This is a genomic window from Ruegeria sp. BC5 (genome assembly GCF_056539205.1).
The window spans coordinates 20,069-38,283 of the sequence record NZ_JBQFUN010000011.1 but is presented as its reverse complement, the minus strand read 5'-3'; the positions used below and the strand labels follow the sequence as shown (position 1 = coordinate 38,283).

The 18,215-nt window shown below is 59.8% G+C and carries 17 protein-coding genes; 12 read left to right on the top strand and 5 right to left on the bottom strand.

The features are described 5' to 3' along the window. Positions 1–34 precede the first annotated feature (34 nt). The gene (locus tag ACR0LY_RS19065) at positions 35–682 is read left to right on the top strand and encodes a DUF1007 family protein (RefSeq protein WP_170351735.1); all 648 of its coding nucleotides are present in this window, start codon (positions 35–37) and stop codon (positions 680–682) included. Further along, positions 667–1,614 carry a nickel/cobalt transporter gene (locus ACR0LY_RS19060; RefSeq protein ID WP_170351734.1) on the top strand — a complete coding sequence of 316 codons (948 nt, stop codon included), beginning with the start codon at positions 667–669 and terminating at the stop codon, positions 1,612–1,614. Before ACR0LY_RS19065 ends, ACR0LY_RS19060 begins: the two co-directional genes overlap by 16 nt. On the opposite strand, the gene truA is transcribed toward ACR0LY_RS19060, so the two are convergent. Continuing rightward, positions 1,611–2,378, bottom strand: coding sequence for a tRNA pseudouridine(38-40) synthase TruA (gene truA, locus ACR0LY_RS19055; protein WP_170351733.1), 768 nt, complete (start codon positions 2,376–2,378; stop codon positions 1,611–1,613). The two genes, ACR0LY_RS19060 and truA, sit on opposite strands and share 4 nt — an antisense overlap. 107 nt (positions 2,379–2,485) lie before the next feature. Here truA and ACR0LY_RS19050 point away from each other — a divergent pair, with 107 nt between their 5' ends. From ACR0LY_RS19050 to ACR0LY_RS19005, 10 genes are all read left to right on the top strand, one after another. Next, complete coding sequence (locus ACR0LY_RS19050; protein WP_170351732.1) at positions 2,486–3,898, top strand: YcjX family GTP-binding protein; 1,413 nt, start codon at positions 2,486–2,488, stop codon at positions 3,896–3,898. Next, complete coding sequence (locus tag ACR0LY_RS19045) at positions 3,895–4,350, top strand: GNAT family N-acetyltransferase (RefSeq protein WP_170351731.1); 456 nt, start codon at positions 3,895–3,897, stop codon at positions 4,348–4,350. Before ACR0LY_RS19050 ends, ACR0LY_RS19045 begins: the two co-directional genes overlap by 4 nt. Beyond that, positions 4,343–5,332 carry a YcjF family protein gene (locus ACR0LY_RS19040; protein WP_170351730.1) on the top strand — a complete coding sequence of 330 codons (990 nt, stop codon included), beginning with the start codon at positions 4,343–4,345 and terminating at the stop codon, positions 5,330–5,332. Before ACR0LY_RS19045 ends, ACR0LY_RS19040 begins: the two co-directional genes overlap by 8 nt. Before the next feature lie 54 nt (positions 5,333–5,386). After that, positions 5,387–6,097, top strand: a complete 711-nt coding sequence (locus ACR0LY_RS19035; protein WP_170351729.1) for a VIT1/CCC1 transporter family protein — start codon at positions 5,387–5,389, stop codon at positions 6,095–6,097. Positions 6,098–6,190: 93 nt separating this feature from the next. Beyond that, entirely contained in the window at positions 6,191–7,498 is a 1,308-nt protein-coding gene (locus ACR0LY_RS19030) for an SDR family oxidoreductase (RefSeq protein WP_254440271.1), read from the top strand. Continuing rightward, positions 7,498–7,977 (top strand): DUF2269 family protein, encoded by a 480-nt coding sequence (locus ACR0LY_RS19025; RefSeq protein WP_170351728.1) that lies wholly within the window; start codon positions 7,498–7,500, stop codon positions 7,975–7,977. Before ACR0LY_RS19030 ends, ACR0LY_RS19025 begins: the two co-directional genes overlap by 1 nt. A gap of 93 nt (positions 7,978–8,070) precedes the next feature. Continuing rightward, on the top strand, positions 8,071–10,758 hold the full coding sequence (locus tag ACR0LY_RS19020) for a DUF2339 domain-containing protein (RefSeq protein ID WP_170351727.1): 2,688 nt from the start codon (positions 8,071–8,073) through the stop codon (positions 10,756–10,758). A 165-nt stretch (positions 10,759–10,923) separates the two neighbouring features. Then, positions 10,924–13,836, top strand: a complete 2,913-nt coding sequence (ileS, locus tag ACR0LY_RS19015) for an isoleucine--tRNA ligase (protein ID WP_170351726.1) — start codon at positions 10,924–10,926, stop codon at positions 13,834–13,836. A 75-nt stretch (positions 13,837–13,911) separates the two neighbouring features. Next, positions 13,912–14,367, top strand: coding sequence for a methylated-DNA--[protein]-cysteine S-methyltransferase (locus ACR0LY_RS19010; protein WP_170351725.1), 456 nt, complete (start codon positions 13,912–13,914; stop codon positions 14,365–14,367). A gap of 75 nt (positions 14,368–14,442) precedes the next feature. After that, the gene (locus ACR0LY_RS19005; RefSeq protein WP_170351724.1) at positions 14,443–14,910 is read left to right on the top strand and encodes a hypothetical protein; all 468 of its coding nucleotides are present in this window, start codon (positions 14,443–14,445) and stop codon (positions 14,908–14,910) included. Here ACR0LY_RS19005 and ACR0LY_RS19000 read toward each other — a convergent pair. From ACR0LY_RS19000 to fsa, 4 genes are all read right to left on the bottom strand, one after another. Next, on the bottom strand, positions 14,895–15,608 hold the full coding sequence (locus ACR0LY_RS19000; protein WP_170351723.1) for a CDP-alcohol phosphatidyltransferase family protein: 714 nt from the start codon (positions 15,606–15,608) through the stop codon (positions 14,895–14,897). The two genes, ACR0LY_RS19005 and ACR0LY_RS19000, sit on opposite strands and share 16 nt — an antisense overlap. Positions 15,609–15,691: 83 nt before the next feature. Continuing rightward, positions 15,692–16,612, bottom strand: coding sequence for a tyrosine recombinase XerC (locus ACR0LY_RS18995; protein ID WP_170351722.1), 921 nt, complete (start codon positions 16,610–16,612; stop codon positions 15,692–15,694). Next, entirely contained in the window at positions 16,609–17,316 is a 708-nt protein-coding gene (locus tag ACR0LY_RS18990) for a DUF484 family protein (protein WP_170351721.1), read from the bottom strand. The genes ACR0LY_RS18995 and ACR0LY_RS18990 overlap by 4 nt, the downstream gene beginning before the upstream one ends. 198 nt (positions 17,317–17,514) lie before the next feature. Beyond that, positions 17,515–18,168, bottom strand: a complete 654-nt coding sequence (gene fsa / locus ACR0LY_RS18985; protein ID WP_170351720.1) for a fructose-6-phosphate aldolase — start codon at positions 18,166–18,168, stop codon at positions 17,515–17,517. Positions 18,169–18,215 lie beyond the last annotated feature (47 nt).

Here is an 18,215-nt window from a genome sequence, read left to right as displayed (position 1 = left end):
TGCCGCGCGCGGACGCAGGCCCTATCTTTCACGCATGCGTTGGATTGTAACCCTGTTGACTTGCTGCCTGCCGATCCCGGCCATGGCGCACCCGCATGTCTTTATCGACACCGGGCTGGAATTCATTGTGGATGACGCCGGCCACCTGACCCATGTGCGGGTGACCTGGGCTTATGATGAGCTTTACTCGCTGTATCAACTTGAAGACATGAAATTGGATCAGGATTTCGACGGAGTTCTCACTGAAAATGAAGAGAAATTCCTGGCCGGTTTCGACGCACAGTGGATCGAAGGGTACAATGGCGATCTGGTTGTCTTTGCAGATGGCGTGCCCGTGTCGCTGTCCGGCCCATTGGAACCGACAGCAACCACCGAAGATGGTCGTATCGTGACAACCCATTTGCGCGCGGTTGATGGCGACGCGGTGTCTGCATCTTCGCTGACGGCGAAGGCTTTTGATGAGACGTTCTACATTGCCTATGAACTGACCCGCCCGGTGACGGTGAGTGGCCCTGCGTCCTGTCAGATGGATCGGATCGACCCCGATATCGATGGTCAGCTGGCGCAGATGCAGGCCTTTTTGTTGACACTGGACGCCGATTACGACCTTGAGGAAAACGATATCCCGCTGGTCGGGGAAAACTTTGCGACCGAGATTTTCGTTTCATGTCCAAATACCTGATTGTTCCGGTTGCCATCGCCATTGCGTTGCTTCTGTGGTTTTGGGGCACCGGTGGGTTTGACAGTCTGGCCGCATGGGCTGCGGGTGAGCAGCGCGAGTTTCAGAACCAGATCGCCCGATCCTTACGCGCCGCACGGGCGGAACAGCCCGAGGCCGTCGCCACCCTGCTGACGGTTTGTTTCGCCTATGGGTTCTTTCATGCCATCGGTCCAGGTCATGGCAAGGTGCTGATCGGCGGGTACGGGCTGGGTCGTCGGGTCGCCTTTTGGCGGTTATCCGCAATCAGCGTGCTGTCCAGTCTGGGGCAGGCAGTGACAGCAGTCGTGCTGGTTTACGCTGGCGTTCTGGTGTTTCAGATGTCACGCGAAAGCCTTGTGGGAACAACCGAACAGGTCATGGCCCCGATCAGCTATGGTGCCATCGCCGCGATCGGTCTGTGGCTGGTGTTTCGCGCCATTCGCAGCTTTGCCCGCAGACACCGCAGTAACACAGCGCAAGCGCATCACGACCACGGTCATCACCATGGTCGCGACCATCATCACGACCATCATCACGACCACGATGTCTGTTCAGATTGCGGCCATCGTCACGGCCCCTCAGCGGAAGAAGTAGCGCAGGTCGGTAGTCTGCGCGAGGCGTTGCTGCTGATTGCCGGTATCGCGGCCCGACCCTGTACCGGGGCGCTGTTTGTGTTGATCCTGACTTGGCAGATGGGAATCGCGATGGTTGGCATCGCCGGGGCGTTTGCCATGGCGCTGGGCACGGCGCTGGTCACGACTCTGGTCGGGTGGACGTCGTTCGGGTTGCGCGGTGGATTGCTGGCGTCGGCCTCGGCCACGCGGTTTGCATCTGTGCTGGCCCCGACCATTGAATTGGTGGCGGGTCTGACAATCGCGGTTATCGCCAGTGGTTTGCTACTGCGCGCGATCTAACCGAAGATCGGTTCCGGATACCCGACCCGTGCCAGGTACAAGCCCTGCGGCGGGCATACGGGCCCACAGGCGGCGCGATCAGCGGCCTGCAACGCGTCGCGCACATCCTCGGGCGTCCACGCGCCTGCACCGACACGCTCCAGAGTCCCCACAAAGCTGCGCACCTGATTGTGCAGGAACGACCGGGCGCGGACGTGAAAATGTATCTCGGGGCCGGAAAAGCCCTCAACCCGTTCAACCCGCAACTCATCCAGCGTTTTGACCGGGCTCGCAGCCTGACAGATGGATGAGCGGAAGGTGGTGAAGTCATGCTGCCCGATCAACATATCCGCCCCGGCCTGCATGGTATCGACGTCCAGCTGGTGATTGATCTGCCAGACCTGCCCGGCGTCATGGGTCGCAGGCGCACGACGCATCAGGATGCGGAACAGGTATTGCCTCTCTAACGCGGAAAACCGGGCGTGCCAGTCTTCGTCAACCTGTGCGGCTTTGACGATGGCCACCGGTTGCGGCTTGAGATGATAGTTCAGCGCCTCAGACAGGCGGAACGGGTCCCAATCCTTGACCAGATCGCAATGGGCGACTTGACCCAGCGCATGAACGCCCGCATCGGTGCGGCCCGCTGCAGCAATGGTGTGATCACCGGGTTGAATTCGCGACAAGGCCTGTTCGATTGCTCCCTGCACAGACGGCAATTCCTTTTGCCGCTGCCACCCGGCAAACGGTTCCCCTTGGTATTCGACTTTCAGCGCGTATCTAGGCATGGGCTGCTCGTAGCGCGCCGCGCGGGAACGGGCAAGAGTGGGAAAGCGCTGGTATGTACGGCACCCTCTACCTATCTTGAGCGAAACGATAAAAGCGGGGCGACAGTTTGGTCATCTCATCCCTGGCAGACAGTCTTGTGCGCGGTGTTGAATCCGTGGGCGACCGTGTGTCTGAAACTCTGTTTGAACCGGTCATCCGTCTGGGCGTTACCGGGTTGGCGCGGTCGGGAAAGACGGTGTTCATCACATCCCTGGTTGCGAATCTGCTGGACCGGGGGCGTATGCCAGGATTGGTCGCGCAGCAGGAGGGCCGCATCAATTCGGTCTACTTACAACCCCAGCCGGACGATACGGTGCCGCGCTTTGATTATGAAAACCACTTGGCTGCGCTGATCGGGCCGCAGCCTCATTGGCCAGATAGCACGCGCGCCGTGTCCGAGCTGCGCCTTTCCTTCAAGGCCCGTCCGGCAGGGTTGCTTGCGGGTCTGCAGGGGCCGCGCACGGTTCATCTGGATATTGTGGACTATCCGGGTGAGTGGCTGCTGGACTTGGCACTACTGGACAAATCATATGAGGTCTGGTCAGCCGAAACCTTAAACCGTATCGAAACGCGGACCGAAGCGGCCGCGTATTTGACGCAGGCCCGGGTGGCAAACCCTGCGGATGCTCATGACGAACCCACGGCTCAGGCGTTGGCCAAAGCCTTTGCTGCGTATTTGAACGCCGCACGGGATGCAGGCTTTTACGACTGTACGCCGGGGCGGTTTCTACTGCCCGGCGATCTGGCGGGTTCTCCGGTGCTGACCTTTGCGCCATTGCCGGTGGAGGGCCACGCACCGCGCCGCAGCCTGCACCGCGAAATGGCGCGGCGGTATGAGGCGTATAAATCGCAAGTGGTGAAACCCTTCTTTCGCGATCATTTCTCGCGGATCGACCGTCAGGTGGTTCTGGTCGATGCGCTGGGTGCAATCCACAAGGGGCCGCAAGCGGTTGAGGATATGCGACGCGCGATGGCCGATATCCTGTCGGCCTTTCGACCGGGGCGCAATGCGTGGCTCAGCCAGTTGCTGTTGGGCAAGCGGGTTGAACGTATCCTGTTCGCAGCCACCAAGGCCGATCACCTGCACCACACGCAGCATCCTCGCCTAACCCATATCATGGAGGCTCTAACCCGCGATGCCCGCGACCGGGCCAGCTTTGCCGGGGCCGAGACGGCGGCGCTGTCGCTGGCCGCCCTGCGTGCCACGACCGAGGAAATCCGGACGCATAACGGGGCGGATCTGCCGTGTGTGCGTGGGACGTTGCTGAACGGCAAACAGGCGGCCTTTTATCCCGGTGATCTGCCAGATGACCCGGCGCATTTACTGGGTCCGGCCCGTAACGGGGCTGAAAACTGGTTGGACAAGGATTTTGGGTTTATGGCCTTTGCCCCAGCGCATCTGACCTTGCGTCCGGGCGATGGCCCGCCCCATATCCGGTTGGACCGTGCCACGCAGTTTCTGATCGGAGACCGCCTGTGACCGTGACTCTCCGCCCCGCTCGTACCACGGATGCCGGAAAGATCGGAGAGATCCTGCACGGCTTTTCGCGCGAAAACGATTGGATGCCCGAGCTACATACCTGCGCTGAAACCATCGCCTTTTGCGGTTGGATGATCGATCTAGGGTGGGTCACGGTGGCCGAAACCGATACTGGCGTTGTGGGATTTCTTGCGCTCAATGAAACAGAAGTTCATTCCCTGTATTTGACACCGTCAGAATGTGGACAAGGCATTGGACAGCGCTTGTTGGACCACGCCAAGTCCGATCAGATCGAACTGTCCCTTTTTGCGTTTCAGGCCAACCACGGGGCGTGCCGGTTCTATGAGCGCAACGGTTTTGCCGAAGTTGCCCGCAGCGACGGGGCCGATAACGATGAAAATCTGCCAGACATCAAATATGTCTGGCGGCGGAAAGGGGTGGCGGATGGCTAAAGGTCCGGTACTGATTGATCTCGATACGGAACAACCTGCTGCCGACGTCGCACAGGCTCCGCCGGTCCCCGATATTGAGCCACCTCAAGGTCAGGCGATGCAAGTGGCCGCCCGCTTGGCTGCGCGGAAACCCTCGGTTCTATCACGATGGTTTTGGGGTCTGGCGCTGGCCGTGATTGGAGCGGTGGTTTCTGTTGCCGCATGGGATTTCGCCACCTCGCTGTTGTTGCGGTCACCGATATTGGGCTGGGTTGTAACTGGTCTGATCGGTGCGTTGGTTCTGGTCGCCCTGATCATCGCCCTACGGGAGCTGGCAGCCATCGGGCGCTTGTCCCGCGTGGATGGGATGCGCCGCGCCGCAGATGCCGCGTTGGCTGAGGCGGATTTGGCACAGGCCCGTGCGGTCACCAACCGCCTGATCGCGTTTTACAAAGGGCGCGAAGAAACCCGGTGGGGCCGTGACCGTCTGGCTGAACGGATGGAAGAGCAATTCGACGCCACAACCCTGCTGACCTTGGCCGAGGACGAATTGCTGGCCCCTCTGGACGCCGCCGCCAGCCGCGAGGTCGAGGCCGCCGCCCGGCAGGTCGCAACGGTGACGGCGCTGGTGCCCTTGGCGTTGGCCGATGTGGTGACCGCGCTTGCGGCCTCATTACGGATGATCCGTCGGGTTGCTGAGATTTATGGCGGACGCGCTGGATTTCTGGGCAGCTGGCGCCTGACCCGTGCAGTGTTCGTGCATCTGGTGGCGACAGGGGCCGTGGCCGTGGGTGATGATCTGCTGGAACCTATTCTGGGCGGATCGGTCCTTAGTAAACTGTCGCGCCGGTTTGGCGAGGGGCTGGTGAACGGCGCGCTCAGCGCGCGGGTTGGTGTGGCTGCGATGGAGGTTTGCCGACCACTGCCGTTTTCCGACCGGCACAAGCCATCTACGCGCGGGATGATCAAACGCGCGCTCAGCGGGTTGTTTTTCAAAACTTGACCTGACGCAAAGTCCTGTGGCCCGCTGGTGTGCATAACAAAGCCGGAGCCAGCCATGACCGATCACGGACACAGCCAGCAGGAAATTGCCGCGCGGATCAATGCGCCTCCGGGGCGAGGGGTGCTGCGGGACGTGGTGTATGGCGGTATCGACGGATCGGTCACCACCTTTGCCATCGTGGCCGGGGTTGCCGGAGCGGGGCTTTCGCCGTTCATCATCGTGGCGCTGGGGCTTGCCAATGTTCTGGCCGACGGGTTTTCCATGGCTGCCGGAAATTACTCGGGCACCAAGGCCGAGTTGGACAACATCCGCCGCATCCGCGCCATCGAGGAACGCCACATCAGCCTTTACCCGGAGGGCGAGCGCCGCGAGGTGCGCGAGATACTAGCCCAAAAGGGCCTGTCGGGCGACGTTCTGGATGAGGCCACCGATGCAATCACCGCCAACCACGACAATTGGATCAACCTGATGGTCGAAGGCGAATACGGGTTGGGCAGCGTTGACCCCCATCCGTTCAAAGCTGCCATGGCGACCTTCATCGCCTTTCTTGTCGCGGGCATGGTGCCATTGCTGCCATTCCTTTTATCGGTCGATCATGCCTTTGCCATCTCGGTCTGCATGACGATGGGTGTTTTCTTTGCCATTGGGGCCTTCAAAGCCCATTGGTCGCTGTCCCCGTGGTGGCGGTCCGGGCTCGAGACCTTTTTGATCGGCGGTGCAGCGGCCTTGATCGCTTATCTTGTCGGCTCGCTGTTTCACCCCTGACGGCCAAGATTGTCGCAGTGGGTCCCATGGGGCTGGTCAATTGTTGGCCAACGGTTACGCTGCCGCAGACAGGTTCATCGGGTTGAGCAACCATTGCGGATTGAGAATAAAAACGTCCTGGTTCTAGGGGCTTATGGCTTTATCGGCGCTGCGGTGACGCGATCTCTGCAAGCCGAGGGCGCGCATGTGGCGGCCTTTGTGCGTAACTTGAAAACCGGGGTGCAGGTTCTGCCGGATGTCACGCAGGTGCAAGGCGATTTGCGGGCTTGTCTGCAGCCCAAGGACTGGGTCGCGCATCTGGAGCACGTTGACTGTGTCGTGAACTGTGCAGGAGCATTGCAGGATGGTCCCGCCGATGATCTCGAGGCTGTGCATCACACCGCCATTGCGTCCTTGGGGCAAGCCTGCGCGCAAAGGGGCATTGCGGTGGTTCAAATCTCGGCCATTGGTGCCGACCTCGATGCAGAAACGGATTTCATGCGCACCAAGGCGGCTGGGGACGCTGCGCTGCGGGCCTGTGATTTGCCGCTTTGGATTTTCAAACCCGGTCTGGTGATCGGGCAATCCGATTATGGCGGAACAGCGCTGCTGCGCATGCTGGCAGCGGTTCCTATGGTACAACCCATCGCGTATCCGCATGTTTTGGTTCAATGCGTCGGCATGTCGGACCTGTGCCGTGCCGTGACCGCAGCCGTGGCCGATGAGGTCCCACAGGGCACTTACGATCTGGTCGAAGACACGCCCGCCCCACTATCTGAGGTCCTGGCCGAGACACGGCGCTGGATGGGTTTTCCCGCAGCGCGACTCACTGTGAGAATGCCGGCGGTTGTTACAGCCATAATCGCACGCGGCGCTGATGCGTTGGGCCATTTGGGTTGGCGCTCGCCTCTGCGCAGCAATGCGATGACCGTGATGGGCGAGGGTGTGGTTGGTGATCCGGAACCGTATCGCGCCGCAACAGGCCGGTCACTGGCACCCTTGCCCCAGGTTTATGCAGGCCTGACTTGCGCCCGTGAACATCGGCTGGTTGCGCGAATGTCCTTGCTGATGCCACTGGTCGTCGCCGCGCTCAGCCTGTTCTGGCTGCTGTCCGGCTTTTTCGGGCTGATTGGTCTGCCTAAGGCTACATCGGTTCTGACCGGGGCCGGGTGGAGCACCGGAATGGCCGTTGCCAGCGTTTTGTTCTGGTCATTGGTCGACATTTTTTTGGGGCTTGCGATCCTGTGGCGACCGTGGGCTGCGCGCGCCTGTCTGGCGCAGGTCGCGGTGGCCTTGTTCTATTTGCTGGCGGCCAGTTTCACCGTACCCGGCCTGTGGCTGGACCCGCTTGGCCCGTTGATCAAAATCCTGCCGGCGATGACCTTGTCGCTTATCGCCTGGCCCCTGTTGCAGAGCCGCTGATGGACCCTGACCTGATCCTGCGTTTCTTACACGTTATCGGCGCCTGCGTCCTGTTGGGCACGGGGGCAGGCATCGCGTTTTTCATGCTGATCGCGCATCGTTCTGGTGACGCCAGGTTCATCGCGCAGACCGCAGGAACCGTGGTGCTGGCCGATCTGCTGTTCACGGCAACGGCGGTTGTACTGCAACCGGTGACAGGCGGATTGCTGGCGTGGCGGTTGGGCTGGCCTTTGACCGAAGGTTGGGTTTTGGCCTCGCTGGTGCTCTATGCGGTTGCGGGGGTGTTTTGGTTGCCGGTGGTGTGGATACAGGTTCGAATGCGCAGGTTGGCGCAGGCCTCTGCAGATGCGGACGCGCCGCTGCCTTGGGCTTATCACCGTCTGTTCCGCATCTGGTTCGCTTGCGGATTTCCTGCCTTTGCGTCGGTTTTGATTATCATCTGGCTGATGATCGCCCGCCCGTCGATTGGTTGGGTGTAGCCCTTAAGACCGACAAGCAATTTATCGGGAATTCTGGCTGTTGCTGACTGTGCGCCTCAGGTAGCCTGACATCGAAACCGCCCGGAGAACCCATTGGAATCCCTTCTTGTCCTTGTCGGATTGATCGTGCTGGCCATTCCGGTCACCTTCATTGTGCTGTTAGTCAACCATACACGCCTACGTCGACGGGTTGAGCATCTGGAGCGCCAAATACTGTCCCTTGGCAGCGATGCGCCGGAACCGCAGCAGGTTGAGCCGCGCAAACCGACCGAAAATCCGGACAGGGCATCGAAACCCGCTCCATGGTCTGCAGCCAAGGCGCAATCGGTCAAACCTGTGGCCGAGCAAACGCCACCCGCAGCCGTTGTCTTCCGCGAGGATCGTCTGGCCGCGCTGACAATCTGGCTGCGCGAGAACTGGTTCTATGCGGTCTCGGCCCTGTCGCTGGCGCTGGCGGGGATATTTCTGGTTCAGTACGGCGTTGAAAGCGGGCTGTTGCCGCCATTCGCTCGTGTGATCGCGGCGTTGCTTTTCGGTGCAGTGCTGATTGTTGCTGGCGAGGTCATCCGGCGCAGATATGGTGATGACGAAAGCACAGCGACTGCCTATCTGCCGTCGGTCTTTTCCGGTGCTGGGCTGGTCACGCTGTTCGGAGCCGTTCTGGCCGCGCGGCAGCTTTATGACCTGATCGGCCCCGAGGTCGCTTTGACCGCAATGGTCGCGGTTGCGCTGGTGGGATTGGTTTTGGGCTGGTTTCACGGCCCCTTGCTGGCCGCTGTCGGATTAACGGGTGCGTTTTCTGCCCCCTTCGTGGTTGGTGGCACGTCAGAGAACCCAAGCTGGCTGTATGCCTATTTCGTTGTCATCGCTGTTCTGGGTCTGGGAATCGACACGGTGCGGCGATGGGCATGGATTTCGGTCCTGACCTTGTTTGGGGCCTACACAACCTGCCTACTGCTGGTGTTGTCTTCGCCCCTGACCGAGGCCGCATACTTGATTTGCGTAACGGCATTGGCTGTGATCGCCATCGCAATTCCAGTCCGGCGCATTTGGCCCAATCATGGCGGGTCGATGATCTGCGAAATCGTTAGGCGGAAAAAGGGCGATGCATGGCCAGAATTCCCGACCCGACTGGGCTTTGGCGCGGTCGCTGTCAGCTCGGCGATTGTGTCGCTGCACTGGGCGGACAGTGTTGATGAATTCTGGTTGGGCGTTGTTCTGCTATCCGGGATGACCCTTGGATTGATGTTGTGGGCACAGCGGGCCGAAGCGTTGCAGGATGCTACGGCACTGCCTGCGCTTGGTCTCGTCTGGTTTGTCCTGATGCATGGCTTGGACAACGGGATCGTTTTGCGCCAGTTTGCCGAGACCTTTGCAGAAACGCCCGAGGCTGACTTTCCTTGGGTGGCAACCATTCTCATCGCCCTTGGCGTGGTGATTTCGATCACTGCGGCGTGGCGGTCGATGAATGCGCAAAAATACGCGCCAATCTGGGCCGGAGCAGCGGCGGTGTTTGCCCCCGCGTTGGCCATCGCGCTTGAGGTCGGCTGGCATCCGGCCCACGTCATCGGGGCATACCCTTGGGCCTTGCACGCAATTGCGCTGGGCGTGCTGATGGTCATTCTGGCCGAGCGTTTTGCGCGATTAGATGGCGAGGATCGGATGCGTCCGGCGCTGGCTACGATATCAGCCCTGTCCTGCCTGAGTTTTGCCTGCATCATTGTTCTTAGCTCGGCCGCGTTAACCATTGCGCTGGTTGTGATGGTCGTGGTGGCAGCGGCGCTGGACCGCCAATTCAATCTGCCACCGATGACTTGGTTCATCTGGGCAGGCGTATTCACAGTCACCGTTCGGTTGGTTCTGACACCGGGCCTTGCCTGGGCCAGCTATGCACCGGTGCCTGAGATGGCGCTGGTGTATGGCGGGGCCACTTTGGGATTTGTGATCGGGTGGTTGCTACTGCGGCCGATGCATCGCCCGGTAGCGCGCCTGTTGTTGGAAAGCGCGGCTTGGGCAACCGGGGGCATTCTGCTGTCCTTGCTTTTGGAGCGCTGGCTGCAAAGCTTTGGCGAAGGCAACGCCACCAACAGCCACTGGGGGTTGGGCTTGCTGGCGATCATCTGGCTGCTTCTAGCCTTCGCGCAAGTCCAGCGGTTGGAACTGGGGGGTAAGCTGAACTACGTCCGCTATCTGCTGACCGCGTTCTTTGCCAGCCACGGCTTGTTGCGTCTGGCGCAGGCGGTGGTCGAGGCGAACCCGCTGCTCGGCACAGCCGTGCCACCGGTTCTGGGACCGCCGGTTCTGAATACGCTGGCGGTGGCCTATCTGCTGCCTGCGCTGATTATCGGTTTCTCGGTCTGGCGCATTTACGCAACCCCGCTTTGGCTAAAGCGTGCCAGTTGGGGATTGACCAGTGTACTTGCCGCCCTTTGGCTGGGGTTGATGATCCGCCATGTTTGGCAGGGCGCCGCTGGGATGTATGAAGGCAACGGCGTGACACAGCCTGAGCTTTACACCTACACCATGGCTCTGCTGGCGATTGGTGCGGTGCTGTTCTACCAATCGCTGGCGCGCCGATCCGACCTGATGCGTAAGGCGGGTCTGGTGGTGATCGGACTGGCCGTGGCCAAGGTGTTCCTGATCGATATCGCTGGCCTGGGTGGGCTGATCCGGGTGTTCTCGCTGCTGGCGCTGGGCCTGGCATTGGCAGGGCTGGCATGGCTGAACCGATGGGCCAAGCTGCGCCATTCGCCGCAGGACCCGGAACCTCTGGACCATTGAGGGCGGGCGTCCTATAAGCGCGGCCATGTATGACCGGATGGCCATCATTATTCGAATTATATCCCCGGCGCTCTGACCCATTGAGACGCCGGGCAAAGGTGTTTGAGACTTCGCACCGACCGCTTCGAGCCATAAGACGACCAGATCATCCAAAGGACGCCCCCAATGTGCGCCGACACGATCCAGACACCTGATTACAAAGACACGCTGAACCTGCCCAAAACCGACTTCCCCATGCGCGCCGGCCTGCCCAAACGCGAGCCCGCATGGCTGGAGCGGTGGGAGACCATCGGCGTCTATGACCGCTTGCGTGAAAAAGAAAACCGCACGCCCTTTACCCTGCATGACGGCCCCCCCTACGCCAACGGACACCTGCATATCGGCCACGCGCTGAACAAGACGATCAAGGACATGATCGTCCGATCCCATCAGATGATGGGTCATGATGCGCGCTATGTGCCCGGCTGGGATTGCCACGGCCTGCCAATCGAGTGGAAGATCGAGGAACAATACCGCAAGAAGGGCAAGAACAAGGATGAGGTGAACATCGTCGATTTCCGCCAGGAGTGCCGGAAGTTCGCCGAAGGCTGGATCGACATCCAGCGCGAAGAGTTCAAGCGTCTGGGCATCACCGGCAACTGGCCCGATCCCTACATCACCATGGATTATCATGCCGAAGCCGTGATCGCGGACGAATTCATGAAGTTCCTGATGAACGGCACGCTCTATCAGGGCTCGAAACCTGTGATGTGGTCGCCCATCGAAAAGACCGCGCTGGCCGAAGCTGAGGTCGAGTATCACGACAAGGAAAGCTTCACCATCTGGGTGAAGTTCAAAGTCGTGAATGCAGGCGACTTGGATGATGCTTTTGTCGTGATCTGGACGACGACTCCATGGACCATGCCGTCGAACAAGGCGGTCGTGTACGGTAAGGATATCTCCTACGGCCTGTACGAAGTCACCGGCGCACCTGAGGAATGCTGGGCCAGTGTCGGCGACAAGTTCTTGCTGGCAGACAACCTTGCCGCTGACGTGTTGGGCCGCGCCCGTCTGAACGACGATCAGTGGACCCGCGTCCGCGACGTGACGACGGATGAGTTGGCCAATGTTCAACTGACCCACCCGCTGGCCGGTGCCGAAGGTGGCGACGGCGAATGGGATGACATCCGCGACTTCCGCGCGGCTGAATTCGTGACCGATACCGAGGGTACAGGCTTCGTCCACTGCGCGCCGTCGCATGGGATGGAGGAATTCGAGCTTTACCGCGATCTGGGCATGCTTGAGCAGGTCATCACCTACAATGTAATGGATGACGGCTCGTTCCGCGCCGATCTACCGTTCTTTGGTGGAAAATACATCCTGTCCCGCAAGGGTGGCGAAGGTGACGCCAATAAGGCCGTGATCGACAAGCTGGTCGAAGTCGGTGGTCTGCTGGCACGCGGCAAGATCAAGCACAGCTATCCGCATTCGTGGCGCTCGAAAGCTCCGATCATCTATCGCAACACGCCGCAGTGGTTTGCCTCGGTCGACCGCAAGCTGGATGACGGCATGGGCGAGATGGGCGACACCATCCGCGAACGTGCCTTGCGGTCCATCGACGAACTGGTGAAATGGACGCCGCAGACCGGTCGCAACCGCCTGTATTCCATGATCGAAGCGCGCCCGGATTGGGTTTTGTCTCGCCAGCGTGCTTGGGGCGTACCGCTGACATGTTTCACCAAGAAGGGCGCGCTACCGACTGACGCGGACTATCTGCTGCGTAACGATGACCTGAACGCCCGCATCAAAGCAGCGTTCGAGAAAGACGGCGCGGATATCTGGTACACCGACGGGTTCAAAGAGAAAATCCTCGACGGTATCGCCAACCCCGACGACTACGATCAGGTGTTCGACGTGCTGGACGTGTGGTTTGACTCCGGCTCAACCCACGCTTTCGTTCTGCGAGACCGTGAAGATGGGACCGAGGACGGTATCGCCGATGTCTATATGGAAGGCACTGACCAGCACCGTGGGTGGTTCCATTCGTCAATGCTGCAGGCCTGCGGCACCAAGGGCCGTGCGCCCTATCGCAATGTGGTAACCCATGGCTTCACGCTGGACGCCAAAGGCAACAAGATGTCCAAGTCGCTGGGCAATACCATCGTGCCGGAAGAGGTCGTCAAACAATACGGTGCCGATATCCTGCGCCTGTGGGTGGCTCAGACCGACTATACCGCTGACCAGCGGATCGGGCCGGAAATCCTGAAAGGCACCGCCGACAGCTATCGCCGCCTGCGCAACACCATGCGGTTCATGCTGGGCTCGCTGGCTGACTTCACCGAAGCGGATCGGGTTGATCCGGCGGATATGCCACGTTTGGAACGCTGGGTTCTCAGCCGTCTGGCCGATCTGGATGAGCAGGTTCGCAAGGGCTATGCGTCCTTCGATTTCCAGGGCGTGTTCAGCGCGGTCTTCACTTTTGCCACCGTTGACCTGTCATCGTTCTATTTCGACGTCCGTAAGGATGCGCTGTACTGCGACGGCGACACGCTGCGCCGCCGCGCTGCGCGCACTGTGCTGGATATCCTGTTCCATCGCCTGACCACATGGCTTGCCCCGGTTCTGGTCTTCACCATGGAAGAGGTCTGGCTGGAGCGATTCCCCGGCGACGACAGTTCGGTTCATCTGGTGGATTTCCCGAATACTCCCACCGAGTGGCGCGATACGGAGCTGGAAACCAACATGGCCAAGGTTCGCCGTGTGCGCCGGGCTGTAACCGCCGCGCTGGAAATCCAACGTCAGGACAAGGTGATCGGTTCTAGCCTCGAAGCGGCCCCGATCGTGCACGTCGAGGATGGCGATACCCGCGACTTGTTGGCAACCTTCGACGTGGATGACATGTGCATCACATCCGGATTGACCGTCACTGGCGACCCGGCCCCGGCCGAGGCGTTCCGCGTGCCGGAAATCGAAGGCGTCGCGGTGCTGTTCGAAAAGGCCGAGGGCGACAAATGTCAGCGTTGCTGGAAAATCCTGCCCGATGTGGGCCGCCACGCCCATGAATGCGTCTGCGGACGCTGCGACGAGGCGCTGAGCTAATATTTGACCCCCCGGCCCACACGCCGGGGGTTTTCTCTTCTTGCGCCCAGCCTGGCGATCTGAAACGCTGCCGTCATGCCGATGATTGCCGTTGAAACCCAGTTTGGTCGACTTGGCGTCGAAGAAACTGATGGCGCCGTCACACGTCTTGTGTGGAATGGGCGGGATGAGGGACTCGAGACCCCGCTGCTGCAAGAGGCCGCCGCACAGCTGAAGGCCTATGATCAGGGGAAACTGGACCAGTTTGACCTGCCATACCGCATAACTGGTTCCGATTTTCAAAAGCAGGTTTGCGATCTAATGTTTGCCATCCCGCTGGGCGAAACACGGACTTACGGAGATATCGCGAAGGAACTGGGCCAACCGCCTCAACCGGTGGGGCAGGCCTGCGGATCCAACCCGATTCCGGTGATTATCCCGTGCCACCGGGTACTGGCTGCCAACAGTCTGGGTGGCTTTTCGGGGGATGGCGGGATTGAGACCAAAGTCGCCCTGCTGCGCCATGAACGGGCAGCGGGCCTGCTGATCTGATCACGGAAATCTGTTGCAATCCGGCTGGTTGAGGCTCAACTTGTATCAGATAGAGAATTCAAGGGATCGCATTGCATGACTGCCTCAACAGACCCGGCCGTCCGAAAAAAGGCCATCATTGATAAACTGATGTCATTGGAAGCACAGGAATTGGCGACGGCACAGGCCCATTACGACGCTTTCCTGAAGGATTCTCAGCTGGATGACCGGGAAGGGCATGACAAGGACGATATCGCGGCCTCGCGCGAGAACGCGGATCTGGCGGCGGCTTTTGATGCCCCTGTGCATGCCCATCACGCCAAGATTGATGTGATTGAAAACACCGATTTCAATATCACCGATAGGGTGCAGCCAGGGGCCGTCGTCAAGTTCAACAATCGCCGCTTCGTGGTTTGCGTTTCGACCACGCGGTTCGATGTGGACGGCAAAACCTACATGGGCATCTCAACACAAAGCCCGATTTATCTGGCCATGGTCGGCCTGCAAGAGGGTGACGTGTTCACCCACAACGGCACCGAGTTCGAGGTTCAAGAGGTCTTGTAGCCTGCGCTTTTGCGCTGCGGGACGATCTGTTGCGCTATTCCTGCGAAGACCAGATACAAGCTAGTTATCACCAGACCCCAGTGCGCCCAGCTTTCGGGGTGGAAATCGACCCAGGCCGCCCAGCCTGCAAAGAATGTCCAGGCAAAAGCCATCGGCAGCGACACCGCACGCCACCGCTCGGTCCGCACCGGGTGGATGAATTTCAGCGGCAGGAACATCGCCAGGGACAACAGCGACACCAGCAGCAGGATGACCCAGAAATTGGGCTCTAACGCAAATATGACGATCACGAACATGTTCCAGCAACCGGGGAAGCCAGAAAATGAATTATCTTTTGTTTTCATGCGAGTGTCTGCAAAATACATCGCACTACCAAAAGTGATGACAATGATGGCAAACCAACCGGTCCAGCCATCCATCAGCCCGGATTTGAACAGCGCGAAGGCCGGAATGAATACATAGGTCAGATAGTCGATGATCAGATCCAACAGCACCCCGTCGAATTCGGGCGCATTCTTTTTGACATGGTAGTGCCGCGCCAACGGCCCGTCGATCCCGTCCACGATAAACGAGACCACCAGCCACAGATACATCAGGCTCCATTTTTCCTCGACGGCCGCCAACATGGCCAGCATTGCGAAAACAGCACCTGTGGCAGTGAACAGATGGACGGAAAGGGCTTTGAATCTAAGAGTCATGAAGGGTTCATGTACGATGCATTCGGCAGATGCAAACCAAAAGCAAGATTAGAGTGAGTACCCAACGTTACGATGTAGAGACATCACGCTTTGGGATGGGCGCGGTTGTAGACCTCCATCAACCGCGCTGTATCCACAGCAGTGTATGTCTGTGTGGTCGAAAGCGATGCGTGTCCAAGCAATTCCTGAATGGCGCGCAGGTCTCCTCCGGCGGACAGAAGATGTGTGGCAAAGCTGTGTCGCATCGCGTGCGGTGTGGCTGTTGCCGGCAGGCCGAGTTGCATTCGGGCCTTGGCCATTACCCCCTGTATCGCGCGTGGATTCAGTGGGCCGCCGCGCACGCCACGAAACAGTGCTTTGTCCTTGGCCTGCAGGTGCGGACAAAGTCGCAGGTAGTGGTCCACCGCTGCGCGGGCCACGGGCAGAACCGGGACGATTCTCTCTTTGTCGCCTTTGCCGATGATGCGCAGGGTCTCCGGCAGGGGGGCATCTGCGCCGGTCAGTGAGAGCGCCTCGGAAATGCGCAGGCCGCAGCCATAGAGCAGCGTGACCACCGCCACGTCACGGGCCGAGACCCAATCGCTTGTCGATTGCAGCTCGACCGTTTCGATCATGGCGCGGGCGGCGTCTTCGGCCAGTGGCCGGGGCAGTTTCTTGGTAAACTTTGGCGCGCGGGTCGACAGCACGGCCGTGGGTTCAAACCCCTCACGTTCGGACAGCCAGCGATAAAAGCTTTTGACGGCCGAAAGTTTGCGGGCAAGCGAGCGTGCGCCCACGCCAGATGCGCGTTGATCGGCCATCCAGGCGCGCATGTCGGATACCGTGATCCGCGCCAACGCCGCCAGACCCTGCCGCTCGCTGTGGTGCAGGGTCATGAAGGACAGGAAATCTGTAATATCGCCGCGATAAGCGGTCTGCGTATTCTCAGACCGTCCGGCCAACGCCCCCAGACTGTCCAGCCAATGCTGCAACGCATCGCGACAGGCCGGAGAGATCAGGCTCATGACAACCAGTGGCGCATTGATCGTTCGAACACACTGGCAAAAAACGACAGCAGATCGGTGCCCAGTTGCGGAGTGAAATGGTTGGCGTCTTTGGATCCCATGACAATCATGCCGGGCAAGCGCCCATCGCCCAAATTCAATTTCAAACAGGCCTCGGACCTGAACTGATTGGCCGTAGCCCCAAAAATCCGGGGATTTGGGTTTGGAACCTGACGTAGAACAACCTCGCGTGCGGGGCCGCCGCGGTCTTGGCTGAGATAGGCGTTGATTGCGCCCGGCTCGACCACGGTCAGCACGCCGCCCAGTTTTTCGATTGCCTGATCTTCCTGCATCACTGTTGTTTCCAGAACCAACGTGATGTGATCGACGCGCAGAATCTCGGCCACGTCGCTGCCTAGCGCGCGCAGAAAATCTTCGAACTCGACCGGTTCCAGCAGGCGTAGGATGGCGCGATGCACCTGATTTGTGCCCGCAAGGTTTTCGTATGCCGCTGCAATGACCGAACGGTGCGTGTCCTCAAGCCGATCCAGCCGCGCCTCAAGCCGTTGCATGGCGATGCCGCGCAGGTCGATGACATTGTCACCGCGCGCCTGTTCGTTGGCTGCGACCAGCGCCTGCATCAGATCCTTGTCGTCCAGCACAGCGTCCGGTTCAGCCAGAATCGCGGCGCGGAGATTATCCTTGAGTTTGGTGTTGCTGCTCATGTCCCGTCCGGTCTTTTTTTGTTGAGCGGCTTATAACACGGGTTGGTGCATTTGCCTTGGAAAAAATACAGGCAAAAGTAGAATTAAACTTGGGCTGTGTCGGAAAAGCTCCCGCCTGCAATACACTGATCAGAAGATCAGATTCTGCAGTTGGGCCGGGCGCGACGCCTGAAGGCGCCGCGCGGGTGCGTTACAGGATCAGAGGATTTTCTGACCGGTCTTGGCCCAATCAGCCAGGAAGGTTTCAAGACCCTTGTCCGTCAGCGGGTGATCCGCCAACTTTTTGATCACGGCGGGTGGTGCGGTGATCACATCTGCACCGATGCGGGCGCTATCTGTCACGTGGTTCACGGTGCGGATCGAAGCCGCCAGAATCTCGGTCTCGTACCCATAATTGTCATAGACCTGACGGATGTCGGCAATCAGGTCCATGCCGTCGAGGTTGATGTCATCCAGACGGCCAATAAAGGGCGAGATGAATGTTGCACCCGCCTTGGCAGCCAGAATCGCCTGATTGGTTGAGAAGCACAGGGTCACGTTAACCATCTGGCCTTCGTCGGTCAGCGTTTTACAGGCCTTCAGGCCGGCCCATGTCAGCGGTACTTTGACAGCGATATTCGGCGCGATCTTGGCCAGCTTGCGCCCTTCGGCGATCATATCGTCGGCTTCGGTCGCAACCACTTCGGCGGACACGGGGCCGTCGACCAGATCGCAGATCTCTTTGGTCACTTCCAGAATGTCGCGTCCCGATTTCAGGATCAGCGAGGGGTTGGTGGTTACGCCGTCCACCATGCCCAGATCGTTCAGTTCGGCGATGGCGTCGATCTCGGCGGTGTCTACGAAGAATTTCATGAGGGCAGTCCTTTGATGGGTTGGCCTTGGTCGCGGATGCCTTTACC